We start from the raw sequence: 26444 nt of genomic DNA, 5'->3' as shown, positions 1-26444 counted from the left end.
TTTTGTTAATGTCTTACAGTGGTTTATGAGCATGAAGACTCAGCTTCAAGCGCATCGAAAATTTGCGTGTGTAGCAACTGCATCGATTCGATTGGGTAGGACAGATGTCCAACGAGGCGCTCTGCTAAGTGCTCAACATTGTCATCTCTAGACAGGCATAGCTGGATCGGTTGCTCCTTCGATGTGCGTTTTCCTACTCGAGTTTGATAGGCTCTATCGAAAAATACTCCCGATGTTTCACGCAATACGTAATCTGATTTTGTGGTTAAGGAACCAGCCAGAAACCCCTGAATATAGTAAATACAAGAGTTTGCAGAGCGATCTTCAGGCGCATTCTTAAGTGACATACAAGATTCAAGTACCGCTTGCTCCTCATCTGTGGGATCACTTGAGCCTGCAAATACTGAAAAGGATAAAGTTGATGTCAATGCTAATGTTAATAGCGCTAATAACTGGCTGCACTTCATTTAAACTCCTTGTTTATATATTAACTTATTCGAGTGAGAGAAATTCGAGTGTCGTAAATACATAGAAAACATAAAGATTAAATGTTGCTGCGAAGGTTAGCGTCTTAATTTCGATATCGACACTTAATTAACTTCTGGAGTATTCAGGTGCTTACCCTACCAGATTTCGACCTGTCTATATTACTGTTGCAGCCTGTGTATAGGGGGCGTAATAATAAGTTAATTATTCATCCCTGGTTTATGTTTATATTTTCATTGTTATGCATAGTCACTCATTGACCTTAATAGTTAAGAGCAAAGAGCTAGTTAGTGTATACTCGAATATTGTTTCTTTATTCATCGAAAATAACGAGGTGTTATTGCATCTCATTGTTTTTGTTGGGATTGTCTTTCGTCGTAGATGCGTATTTAATCTAGCTGAATAAATGATTAAGTTTTGATTTATGTTGGGTTAAGCTTCTTTTGGGCTATTTTTAAGTTTATTTTAAGCTTTAGTGTGGGCTTAACTTATAAGTTGGCTGGTGTTTTATTTAGACTAAGTATAAAAATTATTAAAGCGTCTCTAGCTGTTATAGGTCGTTTTTCTTGATGAAAATATTTGGTTACTGTTATCACCTTATAAATTAGCCAGTTTCCTGTTGCTGACTTTATTAATTACTTAAAATAAATGGGGTCAGAGTAAAATTACTCTGACCCCATTATTGAATTGGAGATTTAAAAGCTGCTGAGGAATTTTAATCAGTCAGCTACAGAAGGCTCTACCTGCATCCAATCGACCTGGACGCCGGCTTGGTCGAACATATCTTGGCTGACTTTAATCTTATCTCCCCAGCGCGACAGGAAATCTTCGCTGGGTTGCGGGCTATGTACGGCGCGTAAACCCGTTTGGATTATCTTGGCGGCGCAGTTGGGGCAGGGGAAGTGGGTCACCCAGATCTCACAGCTACTCAGATCACGTTTGGCATGGAGAATGGCGTTCTCTTCTGCATGGAGGGTTTTCAGGAGCTTCATCTCTCGGTTGTCGGTTTCGGCACTATCGGAGATCCCATGGGGGTAGCCGTTGAAACCTAATGAGACAATGCGGTTATTTTCGGTGATCACCGCCCCAACTTGAGTGGAGGGATCTTTACTCCAGGATGCAACGAGTTCAGCCATCTGTAAAAAACGTGTCGCCCATTTTGTCATCATCTACTGAAACTCCTAAATCTATACTATTGAATAAACCGCTCAAATCAGGTGTTATTCTCTATGGAGAACAATGATAAAGCAACTGATAACCAATCAATAAGAAATAAGTTGGCTCGGGAATAAGTTGGCTCGGAGTCTGCACACTTTTCCTTTCTGGCATTTCTTTGATGTAACCCATCTATCCTGTGTCTCACTTGGGTTTATGATTCTTGTCTATTTCGCAGAAAAGAAGTCGCAAACAGATGACAATTATTAATCAACAAAGACTGGTTGAACACTTTCTCTCGCTGGTGAAAATCGACAGTGAATCAGGCAATGAAAAAGCGGTTGCTGAAACCTTAGTCGAGCAGCTCGGTCAACTGGGCTTTGAGGTGACTCAGCTTAGCGTTCCTGGCACTATTTCAAATGGCTTTAATATCTACGCCAAGCTACAGGGTTCGCTTGAAGGTAGCATTATTTTCAGCAGCCACATGGACACTGTGACACCCGGTAATGGTATTGAACCTATCATTGAAGATGGCATTATTAGCGCTAAAGGCGACACCATTTTAGGGGGCGATGACAAATCAGGCATCGCTGCGGTGATGGAAGCGGTTCGTGCCATTCAAGAAAGCGGCGAAGCACATAAGACCATTGAAGTGGCGTTTACCGTTTATGAAGAGCGTGGCATGCACGGCGCTAAGAACTTCGATATGAGCAAGATAGAATCTAGCCAAGCTATCGTGCTTGATTCCGGCGGCCCAATTGGCACCATTATCACTACGGCTCCGGGTCAACAAAGCCTGAAAATTACCATCAAAGGTAAACCTGCCCATGCGGGGCTGGAACCTGAAGCAGGCATCAATGCCCTGACGGTAGCTGCCGATGCGATAAGCCAGATGCAGCTGAGTCGAATCGATGATGAAACTACCGCCAATATTGGTGTTGTGCGAGGTGGTCAGGCGACCAACATCGTCATGCCTGAGCTGTACATTGAAGCGGAAGCCCGCTCATTGAATGATGAGAAACTGGCGAAGCAGGTAACTCACATGGTATCGACCTTTGAAGCGGCGGCACAAAAGCATGGCGCCGGTATAGAGGTTGCCTCGAGTCGTTCTTACAATGCGTACCATATCTCGGACGATGACACGCACGTCGTTGCGATTAAAGCCGCTTTTGAAGCCATAGGTATCGAAGCTGTCACTAAGCCTACGGGTGGAGGCTCAGATGCCAACATCTTTAATGAAAAAGGTCTGAAGACGGTTAACTTGTCGACGGGGATGTCTAAAGTGCACACCACCGATGAGTTCATTGCTGTCGCCGATTTGGTAAAAATCACAAGGTTTGTCCGCTGCTACCTGACGCGCTGATAAAAGTGGATTGTTTCCACCACTTGCGAACCATGAGGCAAGCTGTCGGTCGGTGCCGATAGCGGTCTTTGGAGTATCGGCCTTTGCTCTATCTGAGTCGAGATAAATGCTGTCGCGATAAATGACGAGCTATTGCCTGGCTATTGTTTAGCTATTGTCTAAAGAGTAGGGAGGGAAGGGCACTCACATTTATTACTGCCGCGCTTGAGCATATGGCCTGTATTGCCTACAATAGCGCACGATTTTTTATACCATTTTTCAACTTTTTTATAATTGGGGCCACGACCATGACTGACACTACAGCGAAACCAACTTTACCCGATCGCCTTTCTGGCAATCCCCGTAGCCCACACCATGTGGAAGAAATTTTCCAGTTCGAGATCGGTATCAAGGTCAACGGCAAAGAGCGTTTTGATGTCGAGGAATATTGCATCAGTGAAGGTTGGGTAAAAGTCCCGACACACAAGGCATTGGACCGTCGCGGCCAACCGCTTATGATGACAATTAAAGGGACTGTTGAAGCGTTTTATAAGTAAAACGCTTTTAATGTAGGAGCGGCTTTAGCCGCGAAGTGATTAAAACGAACCCCTTGCGGTTCGTTTTTTTGTACATGGATGTACTTATCCCTGATCGCCATGGATGGTGAAGGAAGGGATTTGTACATGGCCGAAAAATGTTCCATACATTTTCGGCATTCTCTCCATCTGCCCCATAGGGATATGGGAAATGTCTTTGAAGTGTAGGGAACACTTAAGACCATGGAGGTCAGATGTACTTATCACTAATAACTAATAACTTCTCTTACGGCTGTAACCACAGGGCGTGCAACGCGGCTCTGGAGGCGGCCAGTTCCCCCTGCATCATCACGGTATCGGCATTAAGGTATTGATTGACCCCATCCTGAACATCTTGCTGGTACAGAACAACATTATTGAGTATTGAAGCCACTTTCAGCCCACGAAGCCTGCCTACGGTCAACAGGGCGGATGTTTCCATATCTGCACCAAGCACGCCTTTTTGGCTCCAGTGCTGACACACGCTATCCTCATCATCCCGGTAAAAACTATCATGGGACCGCACCAGACCGATGTGAGCCGGGTAGTTATTCTCAACCAGATATGCTTCGAGTCCAGCCAGCAGATGGCGGTCGGCGCAGGCAGGAAACTCACTGGCCACATAGGCTTTAGAGCCTCCCTCATCGCGCACCGCAGCCTCGGCAACAATTAACTCGCCAAGGGCAATATCGTGCTGCAGCGCCCCAGCCGAACCGACCCGAACTATATATTTGGCGCCACAAAGATTCAGCTCCTCCAGTGCTATGATGGCCGACGGCGCACCCACCCCCGTGCTACACAGGGTGATCTTCTTGCCCTGATACAGGCCATTCATCAGCCGAAACTCGCGGTTATCGGCTAACAGTTCAACTTGCTCCAGCAGGGCTGAGATGCGATTAACACGATCCGGCTCACCACACACTATGACATGCTCGGCCACCTGTTCAGGGCTCACCGCGATATGGGGTTGTTTGCTCATCTTATTGCCTCTTAATGACAATACCCGCCATCATCTTACTGCAGCCTTACTGATGGCAAGAGTAATTAAAGGCGGGTATGTCTGATTCTGTCTGCCGGGGGCTCTTGTAAGGATAACCAGCAGCAATGGGTATGGCCGATATCATACCAAGTCAGGATTTAGATACTTAGATCCTGTCGTCATTATCTGATCAAATAACATCAGCAAATAACATCAGCAAATAACATGGCCATAATAGTTTCCCAGTGGGCCAGCTCATTTTGGTTTATAAAGCGTTGCTAAGCCCTGTTACAGATAATTCCATTTGCAGCATCGGTGTAGCTTCTGACCTATAAGGATATTGCAAGTGTCGGAGATTACGGCGGTGGGTAGAGTTGTTGGGCTTAAGGCATGCTAACTCTATCATTTCGTGCCATCTTTTCGTTTTCATCATCGTTAGGAGCTGGTCGGCTAGGACCTCTTTACCGGTTCACTCTTCTTTGTTGCTTGTTGATGTTCTTATTCATTTAGTTTCAACGGAAAATTAAGGTTGAGTTAAGAAACGTGCTGTAGGAAGCCCTGATTTATCTATAGCTAGTGCTTATTTTCTGCTACTTATTTGGATCTGGTCGTTGTTTTTATGGTGATTTGTGAAGTCTATCTGCATTGCTTTTTGATAAGTTAAGTTAATATTTTAAGTTTCATAAGAAAAGACTTTTTCCTTTTGCAAGATCTTGTTATTACTCGTCTTTATATTTATTGTGTTAGTTTTACTTTTTTATAATCTTATGTGGCCTTCAATCTGGGTCGCGATATATCGCTATATGTGCGATATATCGTTTAATTGGGTGTAACCTTTACTTAATTAATAAATTTCGCGTACCTATAAGGAGATAGTTAATTCAGGGTTAAAGTTTGATCGGTAACATGTTTAATTAATTTGCTTAGGTGTTTATCACATTGTTACTTTAATTTTATGTTCAGTTGTTTTTGCTGTGATATTAATTGTTTCAAGCTCGTTGGACGGTTAAATATTGAGGGTAATATAATTTAATTGTTGATGAGCTGGTTTTTAATAAAAATTAAAAATGTCGATGAGGAATGAACATGAAAATTAAAAAGCTGGCAATTGCTGTCATGCTATCAACCGTATTTACCGGTTATAGTGTGGCAACAGAAGTCGATTTATATAAAAGTGAAAATTGGAAAAAGCAGTTCCCTGAACAATATACTACCTGGGCTGAAACAGAAGAGACCACCCCTGAATCGGGTAAATTGGATGACTTCTTAGCTTCTAATCCAAACCTTGTCAGCGCCTGGGCTGGCTACGGTTTTGCAAAAGATTATAATCGTGCCAGGGGTCATCAATTTGCGATGACTGATATAATAAAAACGCTGCGTACAGGGCATCCGGTTGTCGGCCATGATGGTAAAGTCGTTGGCGAGGCAATGCCTGCTAACTGCTGGTCTTGTAAAACACCCGATATCGCTCGCATGTATGACAAGGTGGGGGAAGCTAATTTCTCTGACAATAGCTGGTCAACCTGGGGCCACGAAATGTCTAATTCAATTGGTTGCGCCGATTGTCATGAGTTAGGCAGTGATGAAATCAGAATTAGTCGTCCCTATGCCGCTCGCGCAATGAAATCGATTGGCAGAGACTTTGCTGATCAAAAACAGACTATGCAAGCCAGCCAGACTTGTGCTCAATGTCATATTGAATACTACTTCGAAGGTTCCGACAGTAAGAAAGTTCGCTACCCTTGGGATCATTGGGTGCCAGGTGTGAAAACTGATTATAAAGAGGTCGTGAGCTACACCGGCACTGATGGTCTCTATAAAGGTTTCGCGGCTGAAGCCAAGCTTGCGTACTATGATCAGCGTAACTTCAAAGACTGGACCAATGCTATTTCGGGCGTACCATCGCTCAAAGCGCAACATCCTGAATATGAAAACATGTCAGATCGAACTGAACATGCGATGGATAATCACTTAGAGTTTGGTTGTACGACTTGTCATATGCCTAAGGCGACCAATAAAGCCGGGGCTAAGTACTCCAATCATAAAGTGACGTTTGACGCTGAACAACTGCCTGAAAACTGTTTAAGTTGTCATGAGGGCGCTGATTTCGAAGAGATGTTCGATGAGCGTAAAGCTGAAATCAAAAAGCTGCGTTTTGCCGCCGATGGCACAGATCCCCGCTTGACTGAAGCCCACTTTAAAGCACAGGCAATTTGGTCTGCGAATGGGGTTAAAGGTCTCGAAGCAGGTAAGAGCATTGGTGAAGCTAAGGGTAACTACGAAGCGGCATTAAAAGCAGGTACTCCGTTAGCGGCAGAAATGGATAGTTTATTAACTAAAATCAGACATGGACAGTGGTTCTGGGACAGCGCAACAGCGTCTCATGGTATCCATGCTCACAATCCTACAGAAGCTGTACGTCTGCTGGAAAAGTCGAATGGGATTTTAGATGAAGCGATTGCTGAAGCCGATCTGTTATTAACTAAGTATGCGCCTAATTATGTTTATGATGGCAGTAAATACGATACAAAAGCTAAGGTACAACCTTTAGCAGGCCTTAATTTTGAAGCGATGAAAACCTCGAAAGACAAATTTATCGAGAAGCGCGTTGAAAAAGAATGGCCTGTTGATTTGAAATAAATAGCCTCTCCACTATTACTCTCAAATCCGTTGCCAGTCGATGTAAGTCGACTGGCTTTTTTATTAGCAAGTTTTCAAATTAAATAACATAGTCACCTATTATCACCGCCAAACTTAAGGAGACGAGTGATATTGTAATTACAAGGCTCTATTCCTATGGGTTTATTCATTTAGTAATAAGTCCATAAGTCCATAAGTCCATAAGTCGGGTCAGAGTTAACTTTATTCTATTTTATTAAACGGCTGTACCATTTAGTTGGCGGACGTTTTAGTGAATCACATCCTTAATTTCTAATTATCATTCGTGATTTATGCTGGTTATAAGCTTTTGATAGTGAGTGCAGGTCATGAAGAGATGGGTCTTAGAGTTCGCTTTTTGTAAATCTACTTATCCCGGATCGCAGGCAGGACTTGTGCCTTTCAATTTGTCATTGCCGTCTGGGAACTACCAATATTTTGGCGATGCTTTTAGCCGGGATCGATTTATGTTTCTTATGGCCTGTGGCCACTAAGGTTAAGACGCTTTCCCCGTTACTGGTGCTGCCAGGTGTTAAGCGTTTGAATATGCTGATTTTGTTGTTTGGTTAACATGGCATGGGTCGTACAGTTAGGAGGTTAGGCCAGGGAATACTTATCCCTAAATTGAATATTTTGTATATCGATTTTAAGCAATAAATCATATTCGAAGAGTATTATGTAGCTTCAGCTAAAAGTGTGCTCTATAGCAGTATTCTTGTCATAATTTACCGCTACCATTGGCACCAAGCTATATATGATTAACTTTTCACAAGGAGTATTTATGGCCCTTAGGCATCAGCAAAAAGTGTACCTACCCAAGGACGTTCGAAGTAATCAATACATCACCGCGGAAATCATAGTAACGGATGCCTTGCTGGCCCATTATCCCGATTATAAAACCTGTTATCAGACGCTTAGCCGCGCCATTTTCAATCTTGCCGAGCAGGAAGAGTTATATAACATTCATGTGATCACTAACGATAAGTTACCGGTGGTGCGTTTTCACACCGAAGCCTATTGCTTCCCAACCGCAGAACAGATCATATTTTTCTATAATCCTGAGTATCATGAAGCGCAAACGCTTCATAGTCAGGATGATTACCGGGCACGTAAAATCAGGATCGTATTGTTAGCGACGGGTGAAGAAATTCGCAGTAATTCGGCTAATTTTCATATAAAAGTGCAGTCTTTCCTCGCCAAGCTGATGCCTCAATTGCCGGAAAAAGATCTCAAAATCAAAATCCGCGACCATCAACATCTCTCTTATGACCTGTTCGCCAAGGCTAAAGGCAACAAAGAGAGTTATGGGTATAAGCTACGTTCAATCAGCGACAGATATAGAGCAAGACAGTGTCCGCTCCCCGACGGTCACGGTTCACTGTGCTATGTCACGGTAAAACTACCGCTAAGCCGTAAGCTCAAGCAAGCGTTATTGCCGACTCATACCGATGACTTTACGCCTCTGTATAAGAAGCTGGAAGATACCTTTATCCAGGCCGCATCCGGCAACAAACTTAACCGGATCGCCATGGTGGCTAATGGGCTAACACCACTGGTACGTAACAGTAAGTTCGATCAGGTCGATGGTACCGACGAGGTGCAGATGCTCGGCTTCGATCCTAATATCGAAGAGCTGCAATATATTCGCCATTGGGACGGTAATCGATTAGTCGAAACGGTGAACTTTACTATCGCCGCAGGCGTAAAAGACTCTAAAGATGACGGACTCAGCCGTTATTTGAATCGGGTTGAAGATGCGTTAAAGAGCCTTACGTCTGAGTTAGCGTTAGATAAATCACGCGAAGAGCTCATTGTGCGGTTCCATCAACATATTAGTTATAAAGCCCCTGAATAGGCTATCAGTTAATAAACCCCGTATCCCTCCCGCAATTGTGGGTTGAGTCTTGCCTATCCTTAAACATTTGATTTCGGATGTTTGAGGAGGCAAGCCTTTCTCATACCTTCTTGCATTCAAGGCATTCAGGTGTCCTACCTATCAGATGCCGAGCACGCCTTTGACATGAATATCCCTCCCATTTTTTTGCAACAGCAGGCTGAGAAGATACACCCTTTTATCATAGTGCTGCTCAATGGTATGAGTCGCACAATGAGGAGAGGATTTATGCTTGGATTAACCTAGGAAGATCGGGAAGTGTAAAGATTGTAAAGGGTGTGGGTAACCGCTCTGAATTAAGTTTATTTACAGTTTCGCATCATATAGTCGCCGGTTCGCTATCAATGTTGCAGCAAAAAAGTAACGTGATAGCAAAGATGAGACATATCTTCATAAAAAATGAAGAGTGGCTCGGGGTCTTTAATTGATGGAAAAATTAATATGTTAAATAAGAAAGTATTAGCAGTAGTCATCGCTTCAACATTAGGTCTGACGGCTTGTGGTTCCGATGATAAAAATGACGCTGTAATTGCAGCTCAAGTCGATCTTCGTATTCTTGAAACCAGTGATCTTCATACCAACATCATGGATTATGACTATTACAAAACAAAGTATGATCCAACCATTGGACTCGCTCGTACTGCCAGCCAAATTAAGCTGCAAGGTGCAGAGGTTAACAACTTCGTATTAGTTGATAATGGTGACCTATTGCAAGGTAGCCCAATGGGTGACTTCGTTGCTGATAACTTTAAGCGTGATAACACCATTGGTGGTACTCACCCTGCGTATAAAGCAATGAATACGCTTGGCTACTCTGTAGGTAACATAGGTAACCATGAGTTCAACTATGGCTTAGATTTCTTAAGCGAAGCGCTTGCAGGTGCTAACTTCCCTTACATTAACGCTAACGTACTATGTGAAGCCGATTGCTGGGAAGGCAAAGCGAAGGGCGATAACTTATTCACCCCATATATTATCGAAGAAAAAATGGTTACCGACAGCAATGGCGATCAGCAAACCATTAAAATTGGCTATATCGGATTCGTACCACCTCAAATCTTACTCTGGGATAAGCAAAACCTATCGGGCAAAGTATCGGTAATGGGGATTGTTGAATCGGCTGAAAAATTCATCCCAATGATGAAAGCCGAAGGTGCCGATGTCATCGTTGCCATTCCACACTCAGGTTTGGGTACGCCTTCAAATCCAGTTGATGTAAACGACGAAAATGCCACATACGCGCTATCACTGGTAGAAGGTATCGATGCGATCACATTTGGCCATAGTCATTCTGTATTCCCGTCGGCAACATTCGAAGGTCTGGAAAATGCTGACTTAGAAAAAGGCACTATCAACGGTGTAGCAGCTGTTATGCCGGGTCGCTGGGGTGATAACTTAGGTATTGTGGATCTTAAACTTGAGATGCAAGACGGTGCATGGGTTGTGATCGACCGTACCGCTAAAGCTGCGCCGATCTACGACAAAAATGCAGATACACCAGAGTTGGTTGATGCGGATGTTGCCATTCGTGACGCGGTCGCACTCGAACACCAAGGCACGCTAAACTATGTTAATCAGCCAATTGGTAAAGCTTCTACTGATATGTACAGCTTCCTAACTCTGGTACAAGATGATCCATCGGTACAAATTGTCTCTGATGCGCAGATTGCCAAAGTAAAAGCTAACCTGACTGATGATTTAAAAGATATTCCGGTGTTATCAGCCTCTGCACCATTTAAAGCTGGCGGACGTCACAGCACTACAGCCGATGCACAATCTTATGTCCAGGTACCGGCCGGTGATTTGACCTATAAGAATGCGGCGGATCTGTATCTGTATCCAAACACTATGGTTGCACTGAAAGTTACGGGTGTAGAACTAAAAGATTGGTTAGAGTGTAGCGCCAACCAATTCAACCAGGTTAACCCTAATACAACTGCACCTCAGTATTTGATCAACTGGGACACACACCGTACCTATAACTTCGATGTTATCGATGGTGTAACCTACAAGATTGATGTCACTCAGCCGACTAAGTTTGATGGTAATTGTCAAGTGGTTGATGCTAGTGCAAACCGTATCGTCGACCTGACTTATACTGACGGTGAAACCGTATTTACAGGTGAAGCGTTAGCGGCGAAAGAGTTCATCATCGCATCTAACAACTATCGTGCATTCGGTGGTAAGTTTGCCGGTACAGGTCCTGATTACGTGATCATGGAGTTGCCAGATAGCAACCGTGAAGCACTGGCGCAATACATCACTGCCGAGACCGAAGCGAATGGCGAAGTTGATCCAAGCGCCGATAATAACTGGGACTTTGTGACGATTAACACAACGACTGAGTTGGATATTCGTTTCGAAACTCAAGACAGTGACATCGCCGATTCATTCATCTTAGAGAATCAAGTACGTCCGTTGACCAAACGTACTGATTTAACTGATGAGTTTGGTTTTGCCATCTACAATATCGACTTAACAGCAAACCAGTAACCAAGTAAACATACGATGCTTGGTTTTCTAATTGCTTAATAAGCTTGTTAAATATTAAGCAGTAAAACGCTAAAGGCCCACTTTTCACAAAGTGGGCCTTTTTTCTTAATTCACTTTTTAGCGATTAGGGGAAATATTGATGAAAAGACAAGAGACAGGTCTATTTTGTCTTTTGCTGCTGCCTTTCTCTCTTTGATCTTAGTTAACTTGTAACAGGGCTTAACAATCTATTATATTAGTCAAATGTGATGCTAATAATGGAGGGACGATGGTGACTGATGACAAGTTAATCTTGCTGCTTAAGTGCTGTATCGCTGTCGGCCTTAGCCTGATCTCTCTCGGCATCTATTTCCACAACTACAGCGACACGGTTGAAGCTATGGGCGTCAAAGGGATCATCATTAGCGCAATGTGTGTGGCCTTCGGCATGGCGTTGTCTTTACCTACTAAAATGTATCTGACCTTTATTCTGGTTAAACGGGAAACTGAAAAGAAATAACGATAAAAGTGGCGCTGAGAAACTTAACTGGCTACCCCAAATGATTAAAGTAGGAGGGGGAGGAACGTTAGTCATCCAACTCAATTTCGGTGATAACAGGCTTTCCATCGAGGTAGATATCATCGATTTCATCTTTCATACCAGGATGAAATCCAGTCACATTATTCGCGACATTCTCAAAGTGAGTATGTTGGCTGAATGTCTTAATAATTTGTTCATTTTACCCTCTTTGAATGTGATAAATGTTTAAGTCGTTACTTGATTGAACATATTTTTCCATAGTAAATCGATAGAATTCAGTTAGTTTCTATTCGATATGGTAATTGGTTCGGGCGGAAAATAGGGACAAAAATACTGACTTATCTTTTCCCTTTGCATGGCACTTAAAAATAACTAAGCGTGCTTAGATAAATGAGGTCTGAGTAAAAATTTTGGCAAGGGGAGAAATGGTAGATAAAATGGTGTCACAGTAGACCTTCAACTGCCATGAATAAACACAGCCATGAATGAAGCCATCACCATCTCACTTCCCTCCCTTATTCATCGAATAGGGCGGGAGGCGGTTAAGCAAGCTCAAACTGTTGCCAAGCAATATCACTGTGAGCTTAAGCGTGTGCGTCGCTCCAGAAATTGGGGGCTATCCGGTGAAGCCATCAAGATTCAATCGTTTACAGAACAGTTGAAAGTGGCGCAATTGAAAACGGCTCAGTTGCAAAGGGAAGGTGGTGAATTTCGTTACCTTATCCAAAAGATTGAAACCGCTTTGCTTGATCATACCGACAAGCTTGAACCTTTAGAGGTAAAGCTCGCCCGTCTGATTAACGACAACCCCAACATCACCTTGAGTGAGTTGATACACACTACCGATTGCACCATGAGCGAGGCCAGAACGGCACGCTTTAATGCCGACGCTTGGTAAAAGCGCCTGATAAAAAGCGCCTTACTAACTACAAAACAGTTACTCTGTCAGTACGCCATATTGAGCAATCTCTTCTGCTGTCATCCAGTGGATACCATCGGCGGGGGCGGCCTCCAGGGTGTACCAGTAAAAGCTGGTATCGATCCCTATCGCCTTATAATAATCCAGGTACTTAACGTGTTCTTGGTGATCGCGAGGGTAATCCAGTGCGACTTTGCCGCTGCCATCACTCCAGGAGTGCACACCAAGCTTAGCGCCCGCTTCGGCCGTGCGTTTAACCCCGGATAAGAACATATCTGTGCCGCCGGAGGCTACCATGCCATCGGCTGGGATATGTGTTGCAATACCACGCTTTCTGATCTCCATCGAAGCTAACAAGTTGGTGTCATCATCCATAGAACCCGGCACATTTTGCATCACTATGGTCTTAATTTGCGGGTAGCTGTTAAGCAGTGTCTGCATCACCTCTAAGGTATCTGAGCCGATAACGCCATTCATATAAACGGTATCTGAACGGTCATCACTGTTTTTAAACGTAAAGCTCGCCGATTTCTCCTCGCCGTCTCCGCCTTCATAGCTTACATCGGGGATCTCAGAGACACAGCTTGCATCGACAGCTTGATTTGGCTTAGCTAAAAACTCATCTGCCAGCGTATCGAAACAGCTAAAACCAGCCATGAGTTGCCCATGCTCACCCTGAGGGTTGGTAATGTTTTGTGCATTGGGCATGTTTTTAGCGACCAGCGCACCCCAGGCCGCCGGGGTTTGGGTATCGTTTTGGCCGTTGAGTATTAACACCGGCAGTTCACTGGCCACAGCTTGTGTCTCAATATCGTTCGCCGCGGCTACATTCCACGCCTTGCAAGAGGCTTTATCGAAGCCCATATGGTACATGCCATTTACCGCGACTTGGGTGCTCGCTGACCAGCCCTGGCTATTAGCACCAGTCAGAGCCGTGGTGTTAAGAAATGGGTACTCTTCGGCGCAGACGGTAGATAAGCCCATGGCGCCGTAAAACTGCTCCTCTTCATCACTCCCTTCATTACCTTCTCGTTCACCGCTATCTTGTTCATCGTCTTGGTCGGCCATTAACGATGCTAAGGCCGATTGATATTTACTGGTATCTTCATTAACCGCTAACAGGTAGCTGATGATCACCGGCTCTTTGATGAGTTCGAGTAAGTTTTGAATGAATACGCGACTCTCAGTCACCATGCCTTCATTATGCATACGGGCAATAATGTCTTCGATAATGACTTTGAAATCATCAGCAGGACAGCTATCTGTGTTGTCACAATTTTTGACTATCTGATTCAAAGATTCATAGTTTGCCCACGGCGTGTCAGAGATACCGTTCACCTCTATCGGGAACATGCCATCTAAAATAACACTACGAGTACCTTCGCTGTTTTCTCGCATTATGGTTGTTGCGAGGCGGGTTCCATAAGAGATGCCATACAGATTCCACTCTGGAATTGATAAGGCTTTTCTCAACTGAATAAAGTCATGAGCATTCTGTACGCTATTATAAGCATTAAGATCGACGCCGGACTTTTCCAGCCTTGCTTTACATGCCTGTAGCTGTTCTGGCGTACCCGCTTCACCACTATACTCAGTGCAAAATAGTGCCGGCTTCGAATAGCCTGTGCCCCGCTGGTCAACCAGGTAAACGTCTCTGTTTTTGATGAAGGTGTTACTTGTTATCACCTGACCAATACTCGCGCTCGCATTTCCGCCAGGACCACCTTGCAGGTATACAAGCGGATCGGCTTTTTTTTCTGACGAGGTTGAGGCCAGTTTTATCACGGCTATCTCAATATTTTTTTCTGATGCCGGCTGACCATATAGGGCGTGTTTCTCCGGCACGCTAAGGTAGCCACAGCCAGAGCCCGGTGTTAACAGCGCTAACTGGCTTGCTGACAGCATCGCTTTACACTCAATTGGCTTATAGGATTTGATGGGGTCGGTGACTCCAGTTCCTGTGGTCTCTGTTTTCGAACCAGAACCACCACAACCACTTAGCATACTGGTCGCAATTATTGTCGTTGCAATAAGGGGTAATTTATCCTTTATCATTGCTGGCTTCCTTCGTTAAAAATTTAAAAATGTATGGTTTTCACAGTTTCAAAAATTATTTCAAAGTGCTGTGATGAGCCGTATCCCGCTGAGCGATTATCGGGCATCTGAAACGCGTTTAGGGTAAGGGTATGTAAGGAGTTGTATGTAATAAGTGACAATTGTGGTTAACGGGAGGTTGAGAGGGGCTGGTCGTTAGAGGTTAATGCGGGCGTTCGCCAAAGAGACGCTCAAGGCGCGGCAAGCGCGACTCTATCAGAAGGGCTGGCAGCTAGCTGTCGGAATCCAGAAGTTTACATATCTAAATGATAATTATTACCATTGACAGGTCGGGTGCAATCATTACACTGATGACATTAACGACTCAATCATTGCCAAAGGGCAAGCATAACCGCGATAGAACCACGGTAGAATAAGGGGAGGGGGACGGCATGTGCGATGCGCCAGGTACTGCCACAGGAGCAGAGGTATTAAATAGCTTCAAGGGTAAACGTAAACTGTGGGAATTAACCAGCAAGCTGCTATGCCCGGTCATAGGTACCTGCCTGACCACCTCTGAGATCCGTAAGTTGGCCCAGAAGGTTGTCGACAAAGAGCAGGCCCGAAAAAGCGATTACTGGCTGCACACCTGGGTGGTCTCCAACTGCGACAGCAAACACCGCCTCTCTTTGACGGTACAAAAGCATCTGGATAAAAAGTTTGCCGCCGCCATAAAGCGTTTCGGCCAGCTCAAGTGTCGCGATGAACTCAAGCAGGTCTGGCTGCAACATATCGATCGAGGGGCCAGCGCCGAAGCCCTATGGGCACTGTTGACTCATCCCTTGTGTGATCTGGCCATGCAGGATATGGCCTACGAAACCATTCATATGTTGTCGCATCAGATTGGAGCCGGTCAGCGTGCAGATCTGAAACGTCTGCACGAGGCTGAAAAAGAGCTGGTCGAACTGAGAAAAGCACTGGATAAAAGCCAGCAGAAGGCCCATCAGACCATCTCCAACAAAGAGAGTCAGCTGGACGCTCTGCAACGGCAGGTGGCCGAACTCAAAGCGGATAACCTACGCCTCAAAGAGCACAATCAATGCCTTGAACTGGGAGAGGACCACAGCGCACTGGCGCCACAACTGCAGCAGCTGCGCAACGAACTGGCCAGCAAAAGCAGCTCGGTCGAGATCCTGGACAGACAAAAGCTGCAGTGGCAGCAGAAACTGCAACAGAGTGAAGACAACATTCTGGATCTGACTCAGAAACTGCAGCAGCGGGAGCAGGAGACCCGGGCACTGGAAGGGTTCGTGAAGCAGAGTCTATCTCCCTGTAATGGCTGCAGCGCCGACAGCTGTCGCGATTGTCCGGATCTCAAGGGGCAGAAAATTCTCTGTGTTGGCGGTATGCACCGTATGACTGACCAATACCGGGAGCTGGTGTCCCGTTGCAACGGCGAATTCAGCCACCACGATGGCGGCGTCGAAGACCGTAGTAAACGTCTGGACGCCCTGCTGTGGTCAGCCGATGCGGTTATCTGTGCCTCCGACTGCATCAGTCACGACGCCTACTACCGCCTGAAGCGCTTCTGCAAGCAGCACAATAAACGCCACCTGTTCATCCCCTCTTCGGGCATATCGAGCTTTGCCAAGGCTATGGACGACGTGGCCAATGGAGTCAGCTGCATCAGCCTGTAACACATGTCAGCTTTTGATGTAGGAGCGGCTTTAGCCGCGAAGGTTTAATTAATATAAGTTACGAGGAACGGGACACGAGGCATAAGCCGTAAGTAAGAGCCCGTTGGCCATAAGCTCTTAGCCGCGAATTGATGAAAACTCCCTCCTTTGGGGTTAACGATGCCGCCCATATTCATGGTTCTTCTATCGATATGCCGGACTAATATAGTAAAGCCTTATTGTGATCTGTATCATACGTGCCAGACATTTTATGATGAAGACTGACACGATGAGCAATGCCAATAAACCCGCTACCAACGCGCTGCTAAAACAGGCCCACAACAACATGCCTCTGGGCGTGGCAGATAGTTACCGATACTGGGGTGAAGAGAACACCGTATTCGTTAAAAGCAGCCTGGGCTGCACCATTACCGATGCAGACGACCAGCAGTTTATCGATTTCCGTCTCGCTTACGGGCCTATCATCTTGGGTTATCGCGATACCAGAGTAGATCAAGAGGTCGTGGCAGCTATCACCGAACGTGGCACCATCTCCGGCTTCTCAACTGATCTCGATTCTCAAGTGGTCGAACTGATCAAGCAGATGTGTCCGAATATTGAGAAGGTGAGATTTGCCAACTCGGGTACAGAAGCTGTGATTGGCGCGGTACGTACCGCCCGTGGTTTTACTCATCGTAACAAGATTGTGGTGGTTGAAGGTGGTTTTCATGGCCTATACGACGAGATGATGTGGAAATCAGATGTTGATAACTGGGACAGCGAAACCGAAGCGGCGCCAAAGATTGCCGCTTTTGGTGGCGGTATTCCTGAAGCGAGTCGCGAGCACCTGGAAACTGTGCCTCTCAATGACTTCGCAGCCATCGATGAAGTCTTTGCCCGTGTTGGCAATGATATCGCAGCCATCGTCATTGAGCCGATATTAGGCAATTGTGGCAGCATTGCATCGACCCAGGAATATATGCAGAAATTGCGTGATATCTGTGATGCCAATAGCACCCTCTTGATTATGGATGAAGTTAAAACGGGTTTCCGTGTCGCTAAAGGTGGCGCACAGGAACTCTATGGCATCCATGCGGATCTCACCACATACGCTAAGGCTATGGGCAATGGTTATCCGGTCGCCGCCTTCGGTGGTCGCAAGGAGGTGATGGACGTGATCAGTTTCGGGAAGAATGGCGTCACCCACGGTGGCACTTATACCGCCAACATGATCGCCCTAAGTGCCGCCAAAGCGACGCTGACAATTTTGAATGAAACCAATGCCTACGACACCATCAACAAAGCCGGCGTCGATATTCAACAGGTGTTATCACGGGTATTTATCAAACACGGTATCGAGCACAGGTTCGCCGGCCCCGATGCTATGTTCGGTATTCATTTTGGCAGCCAGGTACCGCATAACTATCGTGACTGGAAGAAGACCGACAGCGACCTGTATACCGAGTTTGCCCATAACCTGATTAAGAGCGGCATCATGCTGGAACCTGACTCACGCGAGCCTTGGTTTATCTGTGAATCCCATAAGGATATCGATCTGGCCAAGCTCGAAGAGATTGCCGATGCCGCCATGGCAAAAGCCATAGCCGATCGCAAGTAGAGCTGAGTCTGGAACTTGTGATACAAAAAAGAGGTTAACCTTAGGGTTTACCTCTTCTGCCTCAAAACGGAGATGAGATTTTATCGCAAACTTTTCACACTAACTTTTCACACAAAATTAGTCACACTAAGCTGGCCAGCATCTCATCTGAATATTCAACTAATTCATCCCCTTCACGGACTCGGGCGACATAATCGGGATTAGCGATAAATGGTCTGCCGATCGCTAACAGATCAAATTTATCTGCGGCTATGGCGGCGCTGCCCATTTTGGCGCTGTAGCTTCCTACGCCAACGAGGGTCTTACTATAAACGCTACGGACGTAACTCGATGCGCTGCCACCCAGATAATCAAACTCCATGGCATCGTCGAAAATACCGATATGTAAAAAGGCTAAATCACGTTGCTCCAGCTCAGCGAGTAAGTAATCAAACACGGCGCGGTCTTTACTGTCTCCGGCCATATTGACATAAGCCCCAGGTGAAACTCTTAGTCCTGTTCTGTCACTGCCAATACGGGCAGATATCGCATCCACAACGGCCAAGGGGAAGCGGGCCATATTTTCGGCTGTTTGACCATATTCATCGGTGCGACGATTACTGTCGCAATGTAGGAACTGATCGATAAGATAACCATTAGCCCCGTGGATCTCTACACCATCGAAGCCTGCATCTATTGCGTTCGCCGCGGCTTGAGCGTAATCAGCGACTAACTGAACTATCTCATCATGGCTTACCGCTTTAGGGACTCGATAGGTCAATTCACGCATTCTGGGGAGACTTCCCTCCAGGCCAACGGCAGAGGGCGCTATTACCTGAGTCGAGCCTGATTTTTCAAAGAAGTGAGGGTGCGCGACTCGGCCGGTATGCCATAGCTGCGCAAATATTTTGCCACCAGCTTGATGCACGGCATCTGTCACTACGCGCCAGCCATCTATCTGAGCCGGGGTAAACAGACCGGGTGTATTAGGATAGCCCTGACCATCGGGACGAATAAGCACTGCTTCAGAGATGATAAGACCTGCTTCGGCGCGGCGAGTATAATATTCAGCCATAGCCTGAGTCGGCACTAATTCTTCATCTGCCATACAACGAGTCAATGGCGCCATCAGGATGCGGTTTTGTAGGGTGATAGTCTCGTTGAGCGCAAAAGGTTGAAATAGGTTATCAGTCATAGCGACCTCTTATTCTTGAATGTTCATTCAAGATATTCTTATTTGAACGATCATTCAAGTATTATTTTGAACAAACATTCAAAATTAAGTACAATCAGTTAATAGACGATTAATGAGCCAAATCCCGGAGTATAAGCCGCCAATGCGTAATGCAGAATTTGATAGAGAGAAAGTGCTGAGATCCGCCATGACCGCTTTTATGGACAAAGGTTACGGCAAGACGAGTATGCAAGATCTCACTAAAGCCACAGGTTTACACCCAGGCTCTATCTACTGTGCATTCGATAATAAACGGGGTCTTTTATTAGCGGCCTTAGAGCAATATAAAACCGACAGAAGTGCAGAGTTTCAGAGCTTTTTCTCTGGAGGCAGGCCAGTATTAGTCGAGCTGAAAGCCTATCTGGATAACATCGTTCAGGGGTGTATTAGTGGTGAAGCGGCGAAGGCCTGCCTGCTCACTAAAGCGCTCAACGAGATGGCTCAACAAGATGAAGAGGTGCAAAAAATTATTACGGATAACTTAGCCAGCTGGCAGCAGGGACTCGCCGATGTTTTTGAGAGGGCCCAAGCTAAGGGGGAGCTCAGCGCTAAACGTGATAGTCAACATCTGGCACGCTTTTTAGCCATGGGAATTTACGGTTTAAGAACCTTTGCACACACACACCCTCAGGGCGAAACCCTGCAAGAGCTAGCCGACCAACTCTTTGGAGATATCTGCGCTTAGGCTTTTTCAATTAAAGGTCTAAAAAAAGCGAACCCCTGAGGGTTCGCTTGTTGTGGCCATCAGATGACGGCAAAATAATATTTGGCTGAGCCTTTATATCTATCAACTCTTCCTCTGCCTTTAGGTCAATTTAATTAAAGCCCTCACGCTTGCCTTGGGGGGTTAATAGCAGTTGTTGGTTTTGCTCTAATAACTGCTTGATTTGTTCTATTTCCACCTGAACTTGTGCCAGAGCAGCGCTGTTATTTGCCGCGTTAATTTTAAGTAACGCTGTATCCGCCTTTAGCTTAGTCACATCTGCTTTTACATCTACACCATTATCTCTCACGCTTTTCAAGCATTGTTGTGCGGTATCGTCTGCGGACGCCGATACAATTTGTGCTGCGATAACCAGCCCCTTCTCGACGGCCCCGACGACCTCTCCAACCATCTTGGATATACCCGCTACCAGGGCAAATGGAACCACAGCCGAGCCTGCATTAAAACCTGCAACGGTCTGATTGGCTGCAGGTTTGACATTATTTTCTGCTGTTTCCAGTGCGGCGGTCGTGAAAGATACCGCGCTGTTCGCTATGGAGACACCTGTTGCGATAATTTCAAGCAGGGCAGGTAGATCAAAGTCAGACTCACAAATATCTTTGGCGGACATGCTAGCGCTTAGAGGGGTTAACTGCCTCTCTAGTATGGCCAGGTTATTCGTCACGCCATTGATGGTCTCGGTCGCCATGTTGGCTGTATATATGCCATCGGTCAATCGACCAACGACCCTCTGTTTTCTCTCCTCCTTTCTGGATTTTCCAGAACCATTGGTATTCATTTTGTCTGCACAGACTTCCTGGCACATATTTTCCGCTCTTTCATTTATCCAGACGTCGGTGCCGTCATCCTTTATCGCCGAAAAAAAGTCACATTTTCCGTTACCTAACTTATTTTTTCCATTTCCACTTTCAAAGCCGGAATATCCCATCAGACTATAATTATCTTCCGCCAGAGAATCATAGAAAGGCATATCCGATGTCTTGCACTTTTTGCCTTTCTCTTGATCGGCTTTGGTTAACATTTCATCATAATCATTACTTTCCACCGCTTCGTTCGCTTGCTTTGCTCGTTTATGTTCGTCACGCAGGAATTGTATTTTGTCGCCAAGATCATCATCCATGACGCTCTTTTGCATACCGAAAGGCGATAAATTCAGTGCTCGCGTCTGGCGGAGCGCACCCTCAACCGCCTCTATCATACTTTCCTGGGAGTCGAGCAGTTCACCCATACAAGATGAAATTGAAGTTTCAGTTTCTCCTACGGCGTTGGCGACTTGCCCACAGTCTCCACTGCTAGCTGCGTGGGCCAGGCCTGTTGAGGCGAAGAGGTAGCAGGCCGAAAGAAGGCTTATTACCAACAGTTGCCGCGATAATCGAGTCGTGATCGAGTTTTGTGTCCATGGATCATGGGTAATTTGAAAGAAGCTCATCGTATAATTTCCTTGTAGTTAAAGAAGTTATTCCTTATAGATAAACGACAGCTTGGGTTATGGAAAGCTGTGAGGGGGAGTCACTATTTCAGCAGCCTCACCTTAGTCATATTCAAGCCTAGGTGGGCTAAAGTTATCTTCAAGCGGGTACAGGATGAATACTTGATACAGATCAAATATGCAGAGACAAACTCACCAGATCTTCTTATAGGGGAAACCGTTGTTCGTATATGGAGACACGCATGGCTACCTAGGGTTTAGCGGGTACTAATAGGACCTAAGTTAACTGGCTAGCTTCATTTAATGTAGGAGCGGCTTTAGCCGCGAATTGATGAAAACGCATCTTTTGTGGTTCGCTTTTTTGTTTGTTTTATGGCCTGCCGGCCACTAAACTTGCAGCTTGTTCACTACTCTTGAGTTTTGTTGGTTGGAGCACATTGAAGAGCTTGGTTTTGACGTCGTCTATTTGGTAGCTGCGTTTAGCTTCAAACCTTATTAAGGGCAGGGATGCACTTTCGCAGGCTTGTTAGATGAGTTGGTCGCGGGCTAGGCTTCAATATGAACCGAGTTACTTTGAGAAAGTGGGTACAAAGCTTGGTCCCACATACCCTCCGTTGTGTCTGTTGATCACGTTTTCGATGGTCATTATTCCAAACATAATCTTCTTTACGAAGGACTCTGAATTGCCAACGAAGTAGTAGGAGGGGTGCCGTGACCATATACTCTGGAGTTTTTTGTCCAGCTCTGCTGCCTGAGTCGAAGACTCGTTTCTGATTGGGTTATTACTCTGAATGTCACGTCCGCTTGCGGCGGCAGATTCGAAGAAGATGACGGCGTCGTAACGACTGAGCTCTTTTTCAATGGTGGAGCCTACCTCCTCAAAAAATTCATCTTCCGTTCCGGGCCAGTAGGCCAGGCCATCTAATGTGCCTCTGTCACAGATAAGGAATCTGTCGGGGTACTGTTTTTCCTGGATGTTTTCTACATTCTGCTGAAGCGAGAAAATGGTTTTTTGAACATTCTTGACCACCTGCTCATCACAGGATCTGCCAATGCCACCGGAAAAGAGCACGGTCGCAGACTCCGGGACGATGGCAACTGTATCGCCAAGCTCGCGACGGAATAGGTCGAGCGCCGTGGTCTTGCCACCACCAGGCCCACCGGTTACCACTATTTTTATCTGTTTTGTCATCATCACCTCTGCCAAGGGCCGGATGTATTAGGCCGGAGAAAAAGCAGTCACTACAAGCAATTATGGCACGACATCTGAAATTATCGAGTTTGAGACCAGCTTATTAACTTGATCTGTTCTCCTTACTTTACATCGCTGATGTCATCTACGAATTCCGAGATTTGACTATGCCATTAAGCTTTACTTCAGCTCTTTATGTTCGGATTCGTCACTTTATCTCTTTCGGATATGAGTCTTGGTTTTGTGATGCCCACAGCAAAAATAAAATAAATACAGCTTGACGCTTAGTTTCTCGCGACTTCATTTGAATATATAGAGATATTGAATAAAAAAGGTTTTTTAACTTGGGATTATTAGACGAGATTAAGTTATTACACGTATCGGACCTCCACTTTAACCAAGCTCAATTTGGATGGATATCTGAACAGGCATGCCATTATGATGTGTTATGTATCAGTGGAGATCTGCTTGATGATTCTTTGCATCAAACGCTTAGCTGCGAGGAACAAATTGCGTGGATAAAGCAATGGACATTAACGCTTCAGATCCCCACGTTTATTTGCTCTGGAAACCATGACCAGTTGCAGCTTGAAAATGATGAACAACCATCTGCACACTGGCTTCGAAACCTAGAAAGTAACCAACTCTACCTTGATAACAATATTATCGATTTAGGTAGCTATCGATTTGGTTGTATACCATACGAAAATCCAAATTTTCATCATTTTAGAGATTGTGATGTCCTGTTACATCATGTGCCCCCATCTAAGTTAAAAGTAGCTAAGCAAGGAGGGGATGATTGGGGCTGCCCAGATATCCGAGCCGCAATCCAATTTGGTGAGTTACAGGCAAAATACATTTTATGTGGTCACGTACATCACCCCAAGGCTCGTTTTAGCAAGTTTAAGAATAAGTTTATTTCTAACCCAGGCAATAACCCTAGTGCCGAAAAGCCTAACTTCAACTCTATTAATCTAAACACAGCAAGTGAGAAATAGTCATGACAAAACAATTTGCACGAAAATTTGCTCTCAGCCAGTTATCAGACCCAAAACCGGAATGGTGGAAGGAACTACTGCTGCGGCTCAAACCCGCAGGTGAGGAGTTATCTTCTAATGGACTTCGATTAGCTGTACGTGAAAATTACCTCAATTTTTATCATAAAGGACAAGCGATTGCGAAAGTCGCCTTTAATCGAGACAAAACGTTATATTCAGAGCAGCATGTTAAATATGTATTTGAGGGGGTAAATACGCAAAAATATGTAAGATTAACCGGAAGTGATCCTTCGCTTATCAATCCAGAGAAGCCAGAAAATAGTGCGCAATACCTTGGCGGAAAAACGTTAGAAGATTGGATTAAACGCTCTAAGGATCATAACGGTGATGAAAAAACTTTTGTAGAAAATGTCGCAGCGGCAAACAGCAATGTTATTGATATGGAAATGGGGCTGCCTGGAAGTGGGTATCGGATTGACTTAGTGTCATTGGAGCGGCATGAAGATGGAGCTAGTTTAGTATTTTGGGAGGCTAAACTTACGACCGATAAACGTTGCCGTACCAATAGTGAAGAACCTGAAGTACTCGAACAGTTGGCACGTTATCGAGAGTTTCTAACTGATAGAGATCATCAAGGGGAATTACACAAAGCATATATCATAGCTTGCCAAGTGCTGGTCAAAATAACGGAGTTAGCAGGGAAATCAGTGGCCCCCATTATTAAAGATGTCGCAACGGGTCACTTACCGCTAACGATAGACTGTGAGCCAAGATTACTTATTTACAATAACGAAGAGGATAAACAAAATAGTTGGTCACGTCATGAAAAGAAGCTAAGAGAACACTATGTCACGATGCAGGTGATGACTGATAGTACTGATTATAAATTGCAAAGTGGGAAGCCGTGATAATGCCACAAACCTCTGTCACAATACTGCGTGGGGCCGATACCATAGGTGGTAGCTGCATAAAAATCAGCCATGGTGAAGATAGTATTGTATTGGATTATGGTGCTCCACTCATGGATAACACAGGCGCATCGATCGATGCTGACTTAGTTGCAAGCCCATCGATAGAAAATGGTATTTTACTTGATATTCAACAGCAAGAAACTAAGCCTCCGTTAGCTTATCTATTATCCCACGCACACCCAGATCACTATGGTCTGCTTGGTTCATTACCTAAAAGTTCGATGATATATCTGTCAGATAGTAGTTATTCCATGATGACTATTGGCAATTTATTTTACCCTGAACCACTACGTTTCGATTCGCTTGAGCAATGTCGGCAGTTTTCTCCCGGTAAACCGTTTCAGATAGGTCCATTTACGGTTAAGGCTTTTTTGATGGACCATTCAGCTTTTGGTGCCTGCAGTCTACTCATCGAAGTTGATGGTAAACAGGTATTCTACACGGGAGATTTTCGTGGGCATGGGCGAAAGTCTCGGGTGAGTAATTATATCTACGCCAATGTTAAGCAGCCTGACCTGATGCTGATTGAGGGAACAACCCTTGATGGTGGGCACTCGCAGCAGTTTCCAACCGAAGCCTCGGTTGAAGAGGCAATGGTTGCTGCCTTTAGTGAGCGAGACCAGCCGGCTTTTGTCACTGCCTCGGGTGGTAATATTGACAGAATTGTAAGCCTGTATAACGCGACCAAACGCACAGGTAAAAAGTTGGTCATCGATTTATACCAACTTTACTTGCTAGAGTCGTTAAAGAAATATTCTCCAAGTTTACCACCACATAACAACGACCATCTAAAAGTGATATTTCCCAAATCCCAATTAGCCATCATTAAAGCCGAATTCGGTGACGATTTCCTACGGCATAGCCATCGCCATGTGAATCTTGATAAGTTACAAGGTACAGACTACGTATTTCGAGTCTCTCCATACCAGATGACGCGATACCTTGATGCATTTGTTGAACAAGGCGTTAGGCCTAAACTTATCTATTCCATGTGGTTAGGTTATCAAAGTAAGCAATCGAAGTTTGCAGAAATGGCCGATAAATATCAGGAGTCATGGCAATACGCACACACCAGTGGTCATGCTTACCTGGAGCATTTACAGAATTTTTCAAGCAAAATTGCACCTATGGTTTTAGTTCCTGTTCATACTCTTAATCGTGATAAATTTTTAAATGATTTCGAAAATGTGCGTCTAGTAAAAAATGGTGAGAAGATAGTTTTATAATGAAGTTTCTCGACCCTGTATCGTTTTAGGATGAGTGCTAATTATTATCCAATAAAGTTAATGAAAATTAACGGTAGATTTAACCATTTTATCCAGGTTGATTGTTGAACAAGACAAGTATCGAGAATGCCAGCTTGGAGATCTAAGGCGTATAGATATTTGACCGCAGCCGCTGCTGGGGGGGGGGAAGTGGAAGATGTCGGTATTGCTTGTTGCGTGCCTTTTGTTTTCACAGAGGTAAGTGATGACAGACTTTGAGACTGCCATCACTTGTGGTTTACTCGGCCGGTCGTTGATTCACTTGTCGTTGATTCAAGAGTCACCGAACGCCGGTTTACTTAA

General features: G+C 45.1%; 20 protein-coding genes. 13 read left to right on the top strand and 7 right to left on the bottom strand.

Annotation, left to right across the window (positions count from 1 at the left end; translation table 11 throughout):
* Positions 1-23 precede the first annotated feature (23 nt).
* Positions 24-467, bottom strand: coding sequence for a hypothetical protein (locus EKG38_RS04390; protein ID WP_126518996.1), 444 nt, complete (start codon positions 465-467; stop codon positions 24-26).
* Positions 468-1205: 738 nt separating this feature from the next.
* Positions 1206-1655: a dCMP deaminase family protein gene (locus tag EKG38_RS04385; protein ID WP_126518995.1), complete on the bottom strand. Its 450-nt coding sequence runs from the start codon at positions 1653-1655 to the stop codon at positions 1206-1208.
* A 242-nt stretch (positions 1656-1897) separates the two neighbouring features.
* Here EKG38_RS04385 and EKG38_RS04380 point away from each other — a divergent pair, with 242 nt between their 5' ends.
* On the top strand, positions 1898-3004 hold the full coding sequence (locus tag EKG38_RS04380) for a M20/M25/M40 family metallo-hydrolase (protein WP_126518994.1): 1107 nt from the start codon (positions 1898-1900) through the stop codon (positions 3002-3004).
* Positions 3005-3291: 287 nt separating this feature from the next.
* Positions 3292-3540: a DUF3297 family protein gene (locus EKG38_RS04375; protein WP_126518993.1), complete on the top strand. Its 249-nt coding sequence runs from the start codon at positions 3292-3294 to the stop codon at positions 3538-3540.
* A gap of 265 nt (positions 3541-3805) precedes the next feature.
* Here the strand turns inward: EKG38_RS04375 and EKG38_RS04370 are convergent, their stop codons facing one another.
* The gene (locus EKG38_RS04370) at positions 3806-4537 is read right to left on the bottom strand and encodes a nucleoside phosphorylase (RefSeq protein WP_126518992.1); all 732 of its coding nucleotides are present in this window, start codon (positions 4535-4537) and stop codon (positions 3806-3808) included.
* 1086 nt (positions 4538-5623) lie between these two features.
* On the opposite strand from EKG38_RS04370, the gene EKG38_RS04365 reads away from it, so the two are divergent.
* The 5 genes from EKG38_RS04365 to EKG38_RS04345 all read left to right on the top strand — a co-directional run bounded on the left by EKG38_RS04365 (position 5624) and on the right by EKG38_RS04345 (position 13000).
* On the top strand, positions 5624-7177 hold the full coding sequence (locus tag EKG38_RS04365; protein ID WP_126518991.1) for an ammonia-forming cytochrome c nitrite reductase subunit c552: 1554 nt from the start codon (positions 5624-5626) through the stop codon (positions 7175-7177).
* Positions 7178-7976: 799 nt separating this feature from the next.
* Positions 7977-9050, top strand: coding sequence for a DUF3083 family protein (locus EKG38_RS04360; protein ID WP_126518990.1), 1074 nt, complete (start codon positions 7977-7979; stop codon positions 9048-9050).
* A 480-nt stretch (positions 9051-9530) separates the two neighbouring features.
* Positions 9531-11582, top strand: a complete 2052-nt coding sequence (locus EKG38_RS04355; RefSeq protein ID WP_126518989.1) for a bifunctional 2',3'-cyclic-nucleotide 2'-phosphodiesterase/3'-nucleotidase — start codon at positions 9531-9533, stop codon at positions 11580-11582.
* Between the two features lie 271 nt (positions 11583-11853).
* Positions 11854-12081: a hypothetical protein gene (locus tag EKG38_RS04350; protein WP_126519378.1), complete on the top strand. Its 228-nt coding sequence runs from the start codon at positions 11854-11856 to the stop codon at positions 12079-12081.
* A gap of 502 nt (positions 12082-12583) precedes the next feature.
* Positions 12584-13000, top strand: coding sequence for a ribosome recycling factor family protein (locus EKG38_RS04345; protein WP_126518988.1), 417 nt, complete (start codon positions 12584-12586; stop codon positions 12998-13000).
* Between the two features lie 39 nt (positions 13001-13039).
* Here the strand turns inward: EKG38_RS04345 and EKG38_RS04340 are convergent, their stop codons facing one another.
* Positions 13040-15076, bottom strand: a complete 2037-nt coding sequence (locus EKG38_RS04340; protein ID WP_126518987.1) for an alpha/beta fold hydrolase — start codon at positions 15074-15076, stop codon at positions 13040-13042.
* Between the two features lie 431 nt (positions 15077-15507).
* Between EKG38_RS04340 and EKG38_RS04335 the strand changes: the two genes are divergently transcribed.
* Together EKG38_RS04335 and EKG38_RS04330 are read left to right on the top strand one after the other, a co-directional pair.
* On the top strand, positions 15508-16752 hold the full coding sequence (locus EKG38_RS04335; RefSeq protein ID WP_126518986.1) for a DUF2325 domain-containing protein: 1245 nt from the start codon (positions 15508-15510) through the stop codon (positions 16750-16752).
* 250 nt (positions 16753-17002) lie between these two features.
* The gene (locus EKG38_RS04330) at positions 17003-18349 is read left to right on the top strand and encodes an aspartate aminotransferase family protein (protein ID WP_246033083.1); all 1347 of its coding nucleotides are present in this window, start codon (positions 17003-17005) and stop codon (positions 18347-18349) included.
* Between the two features lie 121 nt (positions 18350-18470).
* Here EKG38_RS04330 and EKG38_RS04325 read toward each other — a convergent pair whose 3' ends face one another.
* On the bottom strand, positions 18471-19523 hold the full coding sequence (locus EKG38_RS04325; protein ID WP_126518985.1) for an alkene reductase: 1053 nt from the start codon (positions 19521-19523) through the stop codon (positions 18471-18473).
* 142 nt (positions 19524-19665) lie between these two features.
* Between EKG38_RS04325 and EKG38_RS04320 the strand changes: the two genes are divergently transcribed.
* Positions 19666-20247, top strand: coding sequence for a TetR/AcrR family transcriptional regulator (locus tag EKG38_RS04320; protein WP_126519376.1), 582 nt, complete (start codon positions 19666-19668; stop codon positions 20245-20247).
* Positions 20248-20377: 130 nt separating this feature from the next.
* On the opposite strand, the gene EKG38_RS04315 is transcribed toward EKG38_RS04320, so the two are convergent.
* On the bottom strand, positions 20378-21715 hold the full coding sequence (locus tag EKG38_RS04315; RefSeq protein WP_126518984.1) for a hypothetical protein: 1338 nt from the start codon (positions 21713-21715) through the stop codon (positions 20378-20380).
* Positions 21716-22283: 568 nt separating this feature from the next.
* On the bottom strand, positions 22284-22910 hold the full coding sequence (locus EKG38_RS04310) for an AAA family ATPase (protein WP_126518983.1): 627 nt from the start codon (positions 22908-22910) through the stop codon (positions 22284-22286).
* A 341-nt stretch (positions 22911-23251) separates the two neighbouring features.
* Here EKG38_RS04310 and EKG38_RS04305 point away from each other — a divergent pair, with 341 nt between their 5' ends.
* From EKG38_RS04305 to EKG38_RS04295, 3 genes are read left to right on the top strand one after another with little or no spacing between them, the layout of a single operon-like run.
* Complete coding sequence (locus EKG38_RS04305; protein ID WP_126518982.1) at positions 23252-23905, top strand: metallophosphoesterase family protein; 654 nt, start codon at positions 23252-23254, stop codon at positions 23903-23905.
* A gap of 2 nt (positions 23906-23907) precedes the next feature.
* A complete protein-coding gene (locus tag EKG38_RS04300) occupies positions 23908-24813 on the top strand; it encodes a hypothetical protein (protein ID WP_126518981.1) in 906 nt (301 codons plus the stop codon).
* Between the two features lie 2 nt (positions 24814-24815).
* The gene (locus EKG38_RS04295; protein WP_126518980.1) at positions 24816-26102 is read left to right on the top strand and encodes an MBL fold metallo-hydrolase; all 1287 of its coding nucleotides are present in this window, start codon (positions 24816-24818) and stop codon (positions 26100-26102) included.
* Positions 26103-26444 lie beyond the last annotated feature (342 nt).

The sequence above is a fragment of the Shewanella canadensis genome, from assembly GCF_003966225.1.
GTDB lineage: Bacteria > Pseudomonadota > Gammaproteobacteria > Enterobacterales > Shewanellaceae > Shewanella > Shewanella canadensis.
The sequence above is the reverse complement of the archived record's forward strand: the minus strand, read 5'-3'. Positions and strand labels throughout refer to the sequence as shown.

Bases quoted from the DNA above. Each gene is read 5' to 3' on its own strand.
- EKG38_RS04390 (WP_126518996.1), bottom strand. From the start codon at position 467: ATGAAGTGCAGCCAGTTATTAGCGCTATTAACATTAGCATTGACATCA.
- EKG38_RS04335 (WP_126518986.1), top strand. From the start codon at position 15,508: ATGTGCGATGCGCCAGGTACTGCCACAGGAGCAGAGGTATTAAATAGC.
- EKG38_RS04300 (WP_126518981.1), top strand. From the start codon at position 23,908: ATGACAAAACAATTTGCACGAAAATTTGCTCTCAGCCAGTTATCAGAC.
- EKG38_RS04315 (WP_126518984.1), bottom strand. From the start codon at position 21,715: ATGAGCTTCTTTCAAATTACCCATGATCCATGGACACAAAACTCGATC.
- EKG38_RS04330 (WP_246033083.1), top strand. From the start codon at position 17,003: ATGATGAAGACTGACACGATGAGCAATGCCAATAAACCCGCTACCAAC.
- EKG38_RS04340 (WP_126518987.1), bottom strand. From the start codon at position 15,076: ATGATAAAGGATAAATTACCCCTTATTGCAACGACAATAATTGCGACC.
- EKG38_RS04370 (WP_126518992.1), bottom strand. From the start codon at position 4,537: ATGAGCAAACAACCCCATATCGCGGTGAGCCCTGAACAGGTGGCCGAG.
- EKG38_RS04375 (WP_126518993.1), top strand. From the start codon at position 3,292: ATGACTGACACTACAGCGAAACCAACTTTACCCGATCGCCTTTCTGGC.
- EKG38_RS04325 (WP_126518985.1), bottom strand. From the start codon at position 19,523: ATGACTGATAACCTATTTCAACCTTTTGCGCTCAACGAGACTATCACC.
- EKG38_RS04355 (WP_126518989.1), top strand. From the start codon at position 9,531: ATGTTAAATAAGAAAGTATTAGCAGTAGTCATCGCTTCAACATTAGGT.
- EKG38_RS04365 (WP_126518991.1), top strand. From the start codon at position 5,624: ATGAAAATTAAAAAGCTGGCAATTGCTGTCATGCTATCAACCGTATTT.
- EKG38_RS04310 (WP_126518983.1), bottom strand. From the start codon at position 22,910: ATGATGACAAAACAGATAAAAATAGTGGTAACCGGTGGGCCTGGTGGT.
- EKG38_RS04385 (WP_126518995.1), bottom strand. From the start codon at position 1,655: ATGATGACAAAATGGGCGACACGTTTTTTACAGATGGCTGAACTCGTT.
- EKG38_RS04345 (WP_126518988.1), top strand. From the start codon at position 12,584: ATGAATGAAGCCATCACCATCTCACTTCCCTCCCTTATTCATCGAATA.
- EKG38_RS04295 (WP_126518980.1), top strand. From the start codon at position 24,816: ATGCCACAAACCTCTGTCACAATACTGCGTGGGGCCGATACCATAGGT.
- EKG38_RS04320 (WP_126519376.1), top strand. From the start codon at position 19,666: ATGCGTAATGCAGAATTTGATAGAGAGAAAGTGCTGAGATCCGCCATG.
- EKG38_RS04360 (WP_126518990.1), top strand. From the start codon at position 7,977: ATGGCCCTTAGGCATCAGCAAAAAGTGTACCTACCCAAGGACGTTCGA.
- EKG38_RS04380 (WP_126518994.1), top strand. From the start codon at position 1,898: ATGACAATTATTAATCAACAAAGACTGGTTGAACACTTTCTCTCGCTG.